This window comes from Methyloglobulus sp., assembly GCF_046714055.1.
Classification (GTDB): Bacteria; Pseudomonadota; Gammaproteobacteria; order Methylococcales; family Methylomonadaceae; genus Methyloglobulus.
The window spans coordinates 1-12313 of the sequence record NZ_JBKKBJ010000175.1; the positions used below are offsets into that span (position 1 = coordinate 1).

The window sequence follows — 12313 nt, forward strand, 5'->3', positions numbered from 1 at the left end:
GTGCCAGCGTCGTCTTGCCCACGACGGGAATATCTTCAATCAATAAATGCCCACGCGCAAACAGGCAACACACCGCCAGGCGGATTTGCCTTTCTTTGCCGAGGATAACTTGATTGGCTGCTTTAAGTAGCTGCTGGATGTCATTTTGCATAGTTAATGGTAGGATGATTAAATTATGAGTTGTTGCCCTTAAGTATAGAACAACGCTTCTAGGGAAAACCAAAGGCAGGAGTTTTGCGATGAAAGAATATGAACAAGTACGCAGTAATCTAATTGAAATGCTGGAGGAACTAGACGACCGCCTAGCCAAAATTACCGCTGATGTTAAGCATACCGATGCGCCATTAGAAAAAGATTTCGCCGAATATGCCACGCAATCTGAAAATGACGAAGTACTGGATTACTTAGGCAATGCCGCCAGGGCAGAAAGGGATAGGGTGCAACAAGCAATCACCCGGATAGACAGCGGCGAGTACGGCATTTGCGAGTTGTGCGGCGAACCTATCAGAAAAGAGCGCCTGGAAGCTGTTCCCTATTCCAGTATGTGCGTCAAGTGTGCAAGCCAAGCTGGGTGTTGAGATTGGTAAGAACTTATCCGCAATTAACTTGATATATTTCATATTGTCGTGAATGGTGGACAAAAAGCCTGCCCCCCTACCTCTGCCACGCAAATCAAAATCCTCCAAAGCAATTTAAATGCGAGGAACGCAGGGTTAAGCGGCAACTGGGTCGCCTTTTCTTTGGATGGCTTTAGCCAGTAAATTACCCCTACAACGCCTCCAACTGGGCATAGCTCAGCATGAGCCACTTAACCCCAGCCTGCTTGAAATTAATTTGTGCCCTTTCTTGCGCGCCTTCCCCCTCAATCTGTAACACCACGCCCTCGCCAAACTTAGCATGGCTTATTCTCTGCCCTAGATTAAAACGCCTTGTTTGCGTTATTGAATTCACAGGCTTTTCCACCGCCAGCGGACGGCTGACATGGGCACGCATCCTGACTTCTTGTATAAACTCTGTAGGAATTTCCCGCAAAAACCGTGATGGCCTGGAATAATTTTCCCTTCCGTATATCCGCCTGGATTCAGCATAAGTTAGGTACAATTGCCGCATGGCGCGTGTCATTCCCACGTAGCAAAGCCGTCGCTCCTCTTCCAGCCGTGCGATGTCATCAGACGATTGTTGGGATGGAAATAAACCTTCTTCCATGCCGACCAGAAACACCAGCTTGAACTCCAAGCCTTTTGCGGAATGCAAAGTCATCAACTGTACGCAATCCTCAAACTCCTCGCCCTGCATTTCACCAGCTTCCAATGCCGCATGTGCCAGGAATAAATCAAGTTCGCCCAGGTTTTCTTCATTTTCCTGTTCGGCATCAAAAAGACGTGCCGCGTTAATCAATTCCTCCAGATTTTCCAGTTTGTCTTCACCGCGATCGCCTTTTTCATTTTTATATAAGGTAACAAGACCGCTTTGCTCGTTTACCATTTGTACTTTTTCGTGCAACTCCAAACCTTCTGCTTGTGTACATAGCCGATCAATCAAACCCAAAAACCCTGCCAACGCATTTTTTGCTCGAGCGCTCATAGGCTTTTGATTAAGCAGCATAATCGCCGCCGACCATAAAGAAATACCTTGTTCTTTGGCTATTAATCGTATATCGTCGATGGCTTTAGCGCCCAGACCTCGCGTTGGGGTGTTAATAACCCGTTCAAAAGATGGGTCATCGTGGCGGTTTGCCATCAGCCGCAGATAAGCCAGGGCATTTTTGATTTCAGCCCGTTCAAAAAACCGTAACCCGCCATAAACCCGATAAGGCGTACCCGTCGCCATCAATTTTTCTTCGAATTGTCGGGATTGTGCATTAGATCGGTACAAAATGGCGGCATCGCTACGCAAGCCACCTTCATTCACCCAGGCCCTGATACGGTCAACTACAAAATAGGCTTCATCCAGCTCATTAAACGCCGCATACAGGGAAATCAGCTCCCCCTCGCCCGCATCCGTCCATAGTTCCTTGCCCATTCGGGCTTCATTCATGCTAATGACCTTATTGGCTGCCTTAAGGATGTTGCCCGTCGAACGGTAGTTTTGTTCGAGCTTTATCACTTGATGATTGGGGTAATGCCGTTGAAAACTAAAAATATTTTCAATTCGTGCGCCGCGCCAGCCATAAATCGATTGGTCGTCATCGCCCACGACAAACAGGTTATCTTTACCTTCGGTTAACAGACGTAACCAGGCATACTGGATGGTATTGGTATCCTGGAATTCATCGACATGCACCTGCAAGAACCGCTGTTGGTAGAACTCCAGCAAATCGGGATTATCACGCAAGAGTTCATGCGCCCGTAACAACAGTTCGGCAAAATCGACCAAACCCGAACGGTCGCAAATTTCTTCATAAGCCCGGTACACTGCCAGCATTTGCCGTTGGAAAAGATCGCCGGAATCTAGCTGATGCCTAGCCCTTTTGCCTTCATCTTTTTGGGCATTAATAAACCATTGTATTTGTTTGGGCGGCCATTTGGTTTCATCCAAATTCATTGTAGCCACCAAGCGTTTAATCACCCTTAATTGGTCGGCAGAATCCATTACCTGAAAAGTGTCCGGCAGTTTTGCTTGCTTGGCATGTCGCCTTAGCAAACGATGGGCAAGCCCATGAAAAGTGCCGATCCACATCGTGTGCGTTGAAAGACCCAGCAACCCTTCGAGCCTGTTCCGCATTTCCCTTGCCGCTTTATTGGTAAACGTCACCGCCAAAATGCTGTGGGTTGACACGCCTTTCACCTGAATCTGCCAGGCGATGCGATGCACCAATACTCGGGTTTTACCGCTGCCCGCGCCTGCGAGAACAAGAACTGCCCGGTTGGGCGCAGTCACTGCCGAACGTTGAGCATCATTTAAAGGATCTATGATATTCGTAATATCCATGTTATCGCTTGCACTTTTTTAGGAGCTGTGTATATTGCGAGTGATTCTGGCGACAGAATGACGATCACCCGACAACATAATAAGAACTACATCCAGAGGAGACTAAGATGAGCTTTGATTATAAACGCATGACCAAATTTGAACACAACGTGGGGCAAAAAGAAAAAAAATACCGGTTATATGCCGGTGCGGCACTACTGGTTATTTCTATTTTCACCGCACAAATCATTTTATTGCTGGCAGGTTTGGCACTGGTTGCAACTGGCTATTCCGGCTGGTGTCCGGTTTACTCAGGACTCAACAAAAATACCTGTGCAGCAGACGAAAGTTCAGCAAAATAAATCCAAGGAAACTACAGGGACGTAGTTTCCATCCGTATCATCTTAGTCCTCTTTGCGACATTCCCCTTCCAACACATCCTTATCAGAAGATTTTCCCGGCTGGAAATGTCCCCCGGCTTGGACGAGGTAATTTTCGATAATGTATTGCGCTATTTTCCTGCGTAGCTGCGGAATCAGGCAGGCGAAGCCTAATATATCGGTAATAAAACCGGGGGTTAATAGCAACACACCACCCACCAGAATAATAGGGCCTTCGATCATTTCATAAGCGGGGATCGTTCCTTGCTCAAGGTTTGCCCGCAATCTTTGAAAAGTTGCAAAACCTTGCTGCCTCAACAGCCATGTACCCAGCACTGCGGTAAAGACGACCAGAAATATGGTCGGAAATGCGCCGATCAATCCACCTACTTTCAACAGCAGATAAATTTCGATAAATGGAACAAGCAACACCACTAAAAAAATACTTTGAAAACCTTTCATATATCTCTTACACTGACAGTTGTTGGTACAATATAGGGCTAATTGACTGCAATTCCTAGCATAAAATCAGGTTGATGCGCTTATGTACCCTACGTACAAGCTAAAATGACACAGCTTATTATCACACTCTGTACCTGTCCCGATAAAGATACAGCGGAAAAAATTGCCCGGCTACTGGTTGAGGAGAGTTTGGCGGCCTGTGTAAACATTTTGCCTAATATAAGGTCAATCTATTCCTGGGAAGGGCAAGTCGAATCAGCTGAGGAGCATCTGCTCATCATTAAATCACCTCAAACTGGTTATCAGGCCATTGAAACCGCAATCCGCCGCCATCACCCTTATGAACTTCCTGAGATTATCGCCGTTCCAATAGAGCGTGGTTTACCTGAGTACATCAACTGGATTAATTCATGTCACGCTTCAAAATAATTGTTTTCTGCTTACTGCCGTTGCTTGTCCAGACCGGCTTTGCCTTGGACAGTAACGCGCTGTTACCGCCCGAACAAGTTTTTCAAGCCTCAGCAAAAGCAGTCAGTCCCGATCAAATTGAAGTGACCTGGACGATAGCCAAGGGCTACAGCCTGTATCGTAAAAACATGCGTTTTGAAGCCAAAACGTCAGACATTAAATTAGGCGATGCGGTTTTCCCCCTCGGAGAAATTAAACATGATGAGCTATTAGGCGATATTGAACATTACCGGGAACAACTAAAAATCAAGCTACCCGTACTAGCCCCCAACGGCACAACCTCTACCCAGTTACTCATCCGTTATCAAGGCTGTGCAGACATCGGTGTTTGTTATCCACCCCAGGAAAAGACGCTAAACATCAATCTCCCAGCGCCTACGCTTGCCGCCAACGTTTCACCCGTTGAAGGTTTGGTGAAAGGGTTTTCGGGACTAAAAGCCAATCTTTTCCAAAGCGAGTTGCTGCCGCCAGACCAGGCATTCCAATTTACCGCAACCGTAAAAGACCCCGCCACGCTTCATGTTAGCTGGCTGGCTGCAGAAGGCTATTATCTTTACCGTGAAAAAACCCAGGTGCAACTGAACGGTGCGGAAAATGTAAAGTTAGGCGCTTACACGATCCCAAACGGCATACCAAAAGAGGATGAAGCGTTTGGTCACGTCGAAATTTTTTATGGCGAATTGAGCTTTGATATTCCCCTTATCCGCGCGGAAACCTCGCCGCAACGCATTACCCTACTAACCAATTACCAAGGCTGTGCAGACCGTGGCGTGTGCTATCCGCCCATGAGCAAAACAGTTGACCTGGAACTCCCGCTGGCGACAAAAGGATCGTTATCTCGCAATTCAGCCAAGCGAACTTCATCGCTTTCTGAGCAAGATCAGATCACATTATCCTTACAAAACGATAGCTTATGGGTGACGATCCTTAGTTTTTTTGGTTTTGGCCTGCTGTTGTCGCTCACTCCCTGCGTTTTTCCGATGATCCCGATCCTATCCGGCATTATCGTTGGCCGAGGACACAACATCACCCCGGCATGGGCATTTTTACTGTCCCTAAGTTATGTCATCGCCTCGGCAATCACCTACACCTTCTTTGGCATATTGGCGGCGCTATTTGGCAGCAATTTGCAAGCCATTTTCCAAGAACCTTGGATTATCGCCTTGTTCAGCGCCATTTTTGTTTTGCTGTCACTCTCCATGTTTGGTTTTTACAATCTGGAATTACCCGACTTTATCCGCGCAAAACTACATAATTCCAGCGAGAAACACCGTGATGGCTCTATGTTTGGCGCAGCCATCATGGGCGCGTTGTCTTCACTGATTGTCGGCCCCTGCGTCGCCGCACCACTCGCGGGTGCTTTAATCTACATCGGCCAAACTGGCGATGCCCTGTTAGGTGGCAGCGCACTATTTATGATGGGCATGGGCATGGGTGTACCGTTGCTAGTAGTGGGCACATCTGCCGGAAAACTATTACCCAAAGCGGGAAGCTGGCTTAAAGTGACCAACGCCGTGTTCGGTGTGGTCATGCTGGGCGTTGCCGTATGGATGCTTTCCCGCATCCTGCCGCCAGCCGTCACCATGCTGCTCTGGGCGCTGTTGCTTATCCTCCCGGCAATCTACCTCAGCGCCATTGATCCGCTGCCCGAACACAGTTCCGGTTGGCGAAAACTATGGAAAGGCGTGGGAATCACCATGCTTGCCTACGGCTTATTGCTGCTGATCGGCTTTAGTATAGGCAACAGTAACCCCTTGAAACCGCTGCAAGGCTTTGGAGTGACCGCCGCGAAAGCAAACGAACAAGGGATCAATTTTGAACGGATAGCCTCACTGGCAGAACTGGAAGCAAGAATCAAACAGGCTAACGCCAATAAGCAGCCAGTCATGCTGGATTTCTACGCGGACTGGTGCATTTCCTGCAAAGAGATGGAAGCCTACACCTTTACCGATGCCAATGTTAAACAAACCCTGGCTGGCTTTGTCCTTTTGCAAGCAGACGTGACCAAACAATCGGAAGCTGACAAAGCGCTATTGGCAAAATTCAACTTGATTGGCCCGCCCGCCATCCTGTTTTTTAACGGCAGCCAACAAGAAAACCAATCGTTACGGATCATCGGTTATCAAGATGCGAACACCTTTATCAAGACCTTGCAGCAAGTAAAATCATGAAACAATCAGCCCTCATTTTTACCGTTGCCGCCATTGCGTTCGTAGGCGGCATTAGTATTCGAGGGCTGTTATCTTCATCACTAGACCAATCTAGCAAGACCGATCAAACCTACCAAACTCCATTGCCTGAATTCAGCCTGCCTGACCTGTCCGGCAAACAGCACAGCATAAAAGAGTGGCAAGGCAACAAAGTGCTTGTCATCAATTTTTGGGCGACCTGGTGCCCACCTTGCCTAAAGGAAATGCCTGAATTCGCCGCACTGCAAAGCGAGTATTCGAATAAGGGTTTACAATTTCTAGGTATCGCCCTGGATGATTCCGAACCGGTCAAGGAGTTCATTGCCAGCCATAAAATCAACTACCCTATCCTGATGGGGGGAAATCAAGGTACGAAACTTGCCCACGATTTAGGCAATATCGTAAATACCGTACCTTTTACCGTGATTGTCAACAAAAAAGGACTGGTCGTACAAAGGCACATGGGGGAAATGGCCCGTGAGCAACTGATCAAAACCGTTACTCCTTTATTTTAAGCCCCTAGCCCCTAGCCCATAGGGCAATTTTGTGTAAGTTAACCTCCATCACCCTCAAGCTATCGTATCTACTTTTTGGGTTCCTCCTGAAGACTTATCGCCTAAGGCTTTTAAAGCAACAAACGGAAGATCCTTCCATTCTTCTCTATTCCAAAATCGTATGTAGCGCTTGAATTGGCGCTTTGTTGAAATAATTGCAAACGCATCGGGGCCTAGCAGCGTAAGCATCTCAGCACAATACCTAGTAATTTCTTCTTCCGCTTGTTTTTGTCCGAAACTTTTTCCTCCATGCGCCATGCCCAACAAAGCTAGTTCCGCGAGTGTTCCCAGCGCCCATGCCCGATCCAGTCCTGTTGATTTTATCAACTGCCACTCGGCAATCTGTCGGGCAGCGCCCCATGAACGGACATAATTCTTTGATAAGTCTTTAAAGACCGGGACATCGGCTAAAACTGGTGTCGCCATGATGGAAAGATATTGGGTAATGACCCAATGATTATGGGGTTCGACCTCTAGAGCCTCTCGATAGAATTCACGGGCAGCTTCATAAGCTTTTTTGCCTTCGTTTTTCCACTTCACGTTTTCATCAGGATTAGTGGGTTTACTGTCAGCAAGCAAATAAAAGGCGATCCCGATACGTTTTTCGCTAGCCGCACTCATGCCGAGGCGTTCGGCTTTTACTTTGGGGGATGATTGTGCTTCTGGTTCTTCACGCCACACCTTGAGTTCAACACGAATTGTCTTGCATAGCGACTCGATCTCCACATCGCAACCCTCTGGGATTGAGGCGATTTTTTTGATGTCATTGTCATCAGCACCAACGAGTTCGTCGATACGCCCGAACTTGACCTCAAGCCCTGCCCGTACCTGTTTGTCTCGAAAGTCATCGACTTGTTGCTCAAAATCTTCTGGTACTGTGGCATACGCGACAATACTGGCCCAATCGTGGGTGCCGGATGAATCTGTGCGCAGGCGCTGGCGCAACTCATAGAGCACCCGGCGCGGATCGATGCCTTCCAGTAAGCGACTGTAAAGCACTTCAGCGGCAATGGACGAAGCACGCATCCACAATGGAAACTGTGAAGCAATGACCCAGGGAATACCGGCCGCATGCAGTTCATGGGCAATGCTGCCGCCGGGAGTCAGCACTGTTTCAATATTGCCTGAATCGCAGGTGGCGAGAGTAACCAACGTGGGCCTTAATTTCATTTTACCCGAAGCATCTCGCGCTGTGAGTGCAATAGCGAGGCGCTCACCATCAACGATGTCTTTACCCAGGTCGAGTTCATTGCATAACGCTACGCCATAGCGTTTATCACCCGAATCTTCCAGTGGCGCACCATGCGCCAGTATATGAATGTGGGTATATTCTGTCGCTGCACAGGCCTCGCGGATTTGTTTCAGGCTGGCATTGGGCAAGACAGTTAATATGTTTTTCACATCCCCGATGCGGTCTTTGGCCTTGTCTGTATCTCTAATTTTCACCCAAGGTTCGATGGCCGAACGCAGCGCCTGCAAATGCGCTTGAGCGGGAACGACAAGACCATCCGGCTGCGCGGAAACAAACAGGATACGTGGGGGGCGATTCCAAATAATCCGTAAGGGATGTCCACGACGGATTTCCCGTGTAATGGTTATAGGCCTTCGCGTTTGTAAAAACAAAGGCGAACCGGAAGACGGGAAACCTTCCATGCCAATCGCAAATTCAAAGGGAATCAAGCCTAATTCAAAGGCAGACAAGGAAAGTGCCAAATGTACCAATTGCCTGGTTTCTAAGGTAGATTCGCCTAATTCAGAGAGCAGCGCCGGAACTTGTCCGAGTACACGTCCGATAGATTCGCCTATATCATGGACTTCCGCTTGACGTTGCTCGTCTTTGGCGGGATCTTTATTGGATTCGTAGCGCAACCGCCGCAATCGCATCAGCAATTGTCGGTGTTCAAACGGCATTTGCACGGTTACCGGGCCATCCTCGCCGCATAACGCAATATAAGGTGTTAGCGGTGACAGTAATTGATTATGCGCTGGCCCTGGCCTGAGCAATTCCAGCTTTACTTTGCGGATTTTATTGTTTTGGGTAGTCATCAGGGCTTCTCCACGCGCTGTTTAGTTTCAGGTTCACCTGTACCATCACCGATAATATGATTCAAACGACCGATGACTTTACCCTTTTCCTCTTTTATCGATACCGCGCTGGTTCGATCCAGGACGAACGGGTTGCCCTTGAATTTCGCGCTATCGATAGCTTCCATGCGGCCGTTAATCAGCACATCGTAAACTGGCTTGAAAGAAGCGGTATCCTTCAGCATATCTTCGGTAAACTTCAATAAACGGATCCAGGTGCCACAGTTGAAATAGTAGCGTCCACCGCCCATGTTGATTGCGCGTTCGAGATGGGTGTGGCCGGTTATTACGAAGTCGATGGTCGGCCCAACGTCAGCCGTCACTTGTTTATAGGTATCGTCCTCATCAGTCATGTCGAAAGTCTTGTCGTTTACCAACCAGTCCTTAAGCGCACGCCGGAGTGCTTCGTCTTTGTCTACACCGGTAATCCAGTCCCAAATTAACTGGGGGGTTCCTAAAGTGCCGTCCACAGATGTAGTATGCCTATCTGGACGATTAAAGTTTTCTTCCGCAGTTAGCAACATGTCGTCGGCGTTGCTTAGGCTAGCCGATCCGGCATTCAAAAACCCGGCTTTAAGGTTCGGCCCCAGTAATTGATCGACCGTGATGGGTGTGGGGACATTCTGTTCCGGCGGCTGAAAGCCATCCGCCGACAAGCGCTGATCAACCTGTTTCTGGCCTTGCAACTTTTCACCGACGATAGGAAGCAGTTTGGTGATCTTGCTCGTTTGCGACGGATCCAGTACCAACAAAGTGCCGATGGCGGCGAAAGTCTCAGGTTTCAGAAGGTCGATCCAGGCAAACTTGCGCTTAACCTCGTTCATCACCTCCTTGACCATCCGCGTTCCGGCGTTCGGATACCACTCACTGGGGTCTAGCGAGCGCCCGGCATTCAAGCGCCGCCCGACTTTCGCCAGGTCTTCGTAGCGGTTATAATTCCAGGCATCCACTTCATTGCCGTGCGTACAATAGACACGTGAGTTGCCCACCGTGCAGGTATAACCCGCGCCAGTCGTAGAAAATTCAATACGTGCCCGTGCTTTCAGGTCGTCCCCTGCGAGGTACGAAACAACCAAACGCTGTACCGTCGGAAACGACATCTCTATATCATGATTGCCGATCACAATCACCAAGGTACGCCCTTCCAACTTGACGAACGTGGCCAACGCTTGCCAAACATGGGAGAAAGATGGGTCACCCATGATCCGCCGCACCGTGGCAATCACCTCATCGACTGCAACATAGCCGTATATGTCTTCAGCCAGCGTGTCGATGACATCACCGTTCAGGACCAGCGCCACGTTCCCGCCCGACCGCTGTCGCCCAACCCAGCCGATGTAGTTGGCAAGGCGCTTGGTCTCGCGCAAAATCTGGAAACCGGGCTTGCCGCCCATGTGGATGTCTGAGATAACATGGACTTCATCGTAATTGGGAAAATCACCCATAACTTTGCCTCATTGGATTAAGACGGTTGCAATCTTGCTTGATTGTATCTGATTTTGGGTTAAGTAGCCGCATGGAATGGGAATAAGTAAATAGCAAATTCAACTCTGAAGTGAGTTTTTTTCCATAAGCACCAGCATCGATCACGCCCAACCCGATTTGTTTAAGGCTTGTTCCAGCAGGCTCGACTGGATAGGTGGTAGTTTTTTGCTCCCGATCAAAAAGCGCTCGTCTACGCTCCGCCACTTGGAGGCATGCAAAAGTTATAACATACGATTTTGGACAGGTTCTGAGCGTTGTTATTTGTCCAGGATTGAAATTTGCATCTCTCCTTTCTCCTGCCCGACCTTGAACAATTGCAGTACATTCATTCCCAACAGAGGCTGGCTTAAGTTGGGGACGATTACCACGGGCACATCTTTCACTACAAAGGGCCCGAACTGAAGTTTTTTTATTTTTGCGGTGCAGGCATCGACGACACCATTCGCGGTATTCATGTTGATTTTATTGTCGCAATAGATTTGTGCACCATGGGCGAGAGATTCCGGCAAGGAGACAAATGAAGCGCCAGTATCGACAACAAAATTAAGTGAATTACCATCAACACTGCCTTCTGTAGCATAGTGGCCGGCAGCATTCTGTTTGAGTTTTAACACCGGACTAGGCTTTTTCTTGTCCTTGTCTTGCTCCGTTCCTGATTCGGAAACGGGCGGATTGGCTCGTTCCTTTTGCGCCCAGGAGGTGACGGTTTGCGCGTTGTCTTTACAGGCGGAGTTTTGGTAAATCAGGATACCTTGCTGATTTTTGCACTTGTAAATCATTTCCTGGCTCCATCCACTCATACTCGACGCGGCTAAAATGGCGATAAATAGCGATTGGATGACATTTTTTTGCATAACTTTCCCCTAATCCTAAAAAAATCAGTTAGATTTGATGTTTACGCGCTACCGTAGGGGCAATCCCTTGTGGTTGCCCGGACAGGCACAAGGCCTGCCCCTACAATGCTCTCACCATTTGGATGATTAATTATATTTGTACAATGCCTTGATATTTCTTAACTTAAATTTGATCATGAATATTGCAACTGATTTTTTAGGTTATTGATGTATTAGGACTTGTTTCAAACGAAAGCGTACGTAAGTTTTTCTAGCGGGCATTGCCAGCCGCTTGAATGACATCAAGAATTCTAGTCTAAATTCGTAAACAGACCCTAAATTGTTAACATCAAAGAACCGGCCCACTCCCTGTCAAACCAAATGCAACAAATCCCGATGACGGCGCACCCTGACTGAGGCGATGCAGAAGAATGAGGCGAACGCCGCTACCATGATGTAAAAAGAAATCGGTGAATTGGAACCCGTCAAGGTGATCATTTTGGTCACCAGTATGGGTGCAGTGCCGCCGAATATCGCTGCGGCGAGATTACAGGCGAGAGACATGCCGGTATAACGCGTTTTGGTGGGGAACAATTCAACCACCAAGGTGGGGATGGGCGCTATGTAAGAGCCTAGAATGGCCGAGAACATGAGTTGAGAAACAAGGACATAGGCAAAGGTTTTTTGCTCCAGCAGGTAGATGTAAGGTATAGCGAAGGCTACATACAGTATCAGCACGACTTTAAGGACGACTTCCCGGTCTTTGTTATCGCTAAGCCAGGCAGAAATCGGCGCGACGACCATCATGGTCAACAAACTCAGCGAAAAGATCAGCAGGGAGTCTGAGGTGGAAAACTTCAGGAACTTGACCATGAAGCTGGGCATAAAAACCGTTTGGATATAGAACGGGATGGTCACCGCCAGGTAAATGCCGATCCCCAATAGAA

At 48.3% G+C, this 12313-nt stretch carries 11 protein-coding genes and 1 pseudogene; 5 read left to right on the forward strand and 7 right to left on the reverse strand.

Translation table 11 applies throughout. The annotated features are described in order from the left end of the window. A pseudogene (locus tag ACLQ6D_RS10510) lies at positions 1-151 on the reverse strand (AAA family ATPase); the annotation flags it as partial. An 88-nt stretch (positions 152-239) separates the two neighbouring features. Here ACLQ6D_RS10510 and ACLQ6D_RS10515 point away from each other — a divergent pair. Beyond that, positions 240-578 (forward strand): TraR/DksA family transcriptional regulator, encoded by a 339-nt coding sequence (locus ACLQ6D_RS10515; protein WP_411727236.1) that lies wholly within the window; start codon positions 240-242, stop codon positions 576-578. A 190-nt stretch (positions 579-768) separates the two neighbouring features. Here the strand turns inward: ACLQ6D_RS10515 and uvrD are convergent, their stop codons facing one another. Beyond that, the gene (uvrD, locus tag ACLQ6D_RS10520) at positions 769-2931 is read right to left on the reverse strand and encodes a DNA helicase II (RefSeq protein ID WP_411727237.1); all 2163 of its coding nucleotides are present in this window, start codon (positions 2929-2931) and stop codon (positions 769-771) included. A gap of 107 nt (positions 2932-3038) precedes the next feature. Here uvrD and ACLQ6D_RS10525 point away from each other — a divergent pair, with 107 nt between their 5' ends. Continuing rightward, positions 3039-3272 (forward strand): DUF2892 domain-containing protein, encoded by a 234-nt coding sequence (locus ACLQ6D_RS10525; protein ID WP_411727238.1) that lies wholly within the window; start codon positions 3039-3041, stop codon positions 3270-3272. Positions 3273-3314: 42 nt separating this feature from the next. Here the strand turns inward: ACLQ6D_RS10525 and ACLQ6D_RS10530 are convergent, their stop codons facing one another. After that, positions 3315-3752, reverse strand: a complete 438-nt coding sequence (locus tag ACLQ6D_RS10530) for an FxsA family protein (protein ID WP_411727239.1) — start codon at positions 3750-3752, stop codon at positions 3315-3317. A gap of 105 nt (positions 3753-3857) precedes the next feature. On the opposite strand from ACLQ6D_RS10530, the gene cutA reads away from it, so the two are divergent. From cutA to ACLQ6D_RS10545, 3 genes are read left to right on the forward strand one after another with little or no spacing between them, the layout of a single operon-like run. Next, positions 3858-4181 (forward strand): divalent-cation tolerance protein CutA, encoded by a 324-nt coding sequence (gene cutA / locus ACLQ6D_RS10535; protein ID WP_411727240.1) that lies wholly within the window; start codon positions 3858-3860, stop codon positions 4179-4181. Further along, positions 4163-6391 (forward strand): protein-disulfide reductase DsbD, encoded by a 2229-nt coding sequence (gene dsbD / locus ACLQ6D_RS10540; protein WP_411727241.1) that lies wholly within the window; start codon positions 4163-4165, stop codon positions 6389-6391. Before cutA ends, dsbD begins: the two co-directional genes overlap by 19 nt. Then, positions 6388-6924, forward strand: coding sequence for a TlpA family protein disulfide reductase (locus ACLQ6D_RS10545; protein WP_411727242.1), 537 nt, complete (start codon positions 6388-6390; stop codon positions 6922-6924). Before dsbD ends, ACLQ6D_RS10545 begins: the two co-directional genes overlap by 4 nt. A gap of 54 nt (positions 6925-6978) precedes the next feature. On the opposite strand, the gene ACLQ6D_RS10550 is transcribed toward ACLQ6D_RS10545, so the two are convergent. From ACLQ6D_RS10550 to ACLQ6D_RS10565, 4 genes are all read right to left on the reverse strand, one after another. Then, positions 6979-9009, reverse strand: coding sequence for a CHAT domain-containing protein (locus ACLQ6D_RS10550; protein ID WP_411727243.1), 2031 nt, complete (start codon positions 9007-9009; stop codon positions 6979-6981). Next, entirely contained in the window at positions 9009-10493 is a 1485-nt protein-coding gene (locus ACLQ6D_RS10555; protein ID WP_411727244.1) for a metallophosphoesterase, read from the reverse strand. Before ACLQ6D_RS10555 ends, ACLQ6D_RS10550 begins: the two co-directional genes overlap by 1 nt. A gap of 297 nt (positions 10494-10790) precedes the next feature. Beyond that, positions 10791-11387: a TIGR02281 family clan AA aspartic protease gene (locus ACLQ6D_RS10560; RefSeq protein ID WP_411727245.1), complete on the reverse strand. Its 597-nt coding sequence runs from the start codon at positions 11385-11387 to the stop codon at positions 10791-10793. A gap of 351 nt (positions 11388-11738) precedes the next feature. Beyond that, a partial coding sequence (locus ACLQ6D_RS10565) for an MFS transporter (protein ID WP_411727246.1) occupies positions 11739-12313 on the reverse strand: 575 nt, incomplete at its 5' end.

Excerpts from the sequence above, each read along its gene's own strand:
- dsbD (WP_411727241.1), top strand. The coding sequence starts at position 4,163 with ATGTCACGCTTCAAAATAATTGTTTTCTGCTTACTGCCGTTGCTTGTC.
- ACLQ6D_RS10515 (WP_411727236.1), top strand. The coding sequence starts at position 240 with ATGAAAGAATATGAACAAGTACGCAGTAATCTAATTGAAATGCTGGAG.
- ACLQ6D_RS10525 (WP_411727238.1), top strand. The coding sequence starts at position 3,039 with ATGAGCTTTGATTATAAACGCATGACCAAATTTGAACACAACGTGGGG.
- uvrD (WP_411727237.1), bottom strand. The coding sequence starts at position 2,931 with ATGGATATTACGAATATCATAGATCCTTTAAATGATGCTCAACGTTCG.
- ACLQ6D_RS10545 (WP_411727242.1), top strand. The coding sequence starts at position 6,388 with ATGAAACAATCAGCCCTCATTTTTACCGTTGCCGCCATTGCGTTCGTA.
- ACLQ6D_RS10550 (WP_411727243.1), bottom strand. The coding sequence starts at position 9,009 with ATGACTACCCAAAACAATAAAATCCGCAAAGTAAAGCTGGAATTGCTC.
- cutA (WP_411727240.1), top strand. The coding sequence starts at position 3,858 with ATGACACAGCTTATTATCACACTCTGTACCTGTCCCGATAAAGATACA.
- ACLQ6D_RS10555 (WP_411727244.1), bottom strand. The coding sequence starts at position 10,493 with ATGGGTGATTTTCCCAATTACGATGAAGTCCATGTTATCTCAGACATC.
- ACLQ6D_RS10530 (WP_411727239.1), bottom strand. The coding sequence starts at position 3,752 with ATGAAAGGTTTTCAAAGTATTTTTTTAGTGGTGTTGCTTGTTCCATTT.
- ACLQ6D_RS10560 (WP_411727245.1), bottom strand. The coding sequence starts at position 11,387 with ATGCAAAAAAATGTCATCCAATCGCTATTTATCGCCATTTTAGCCGCG.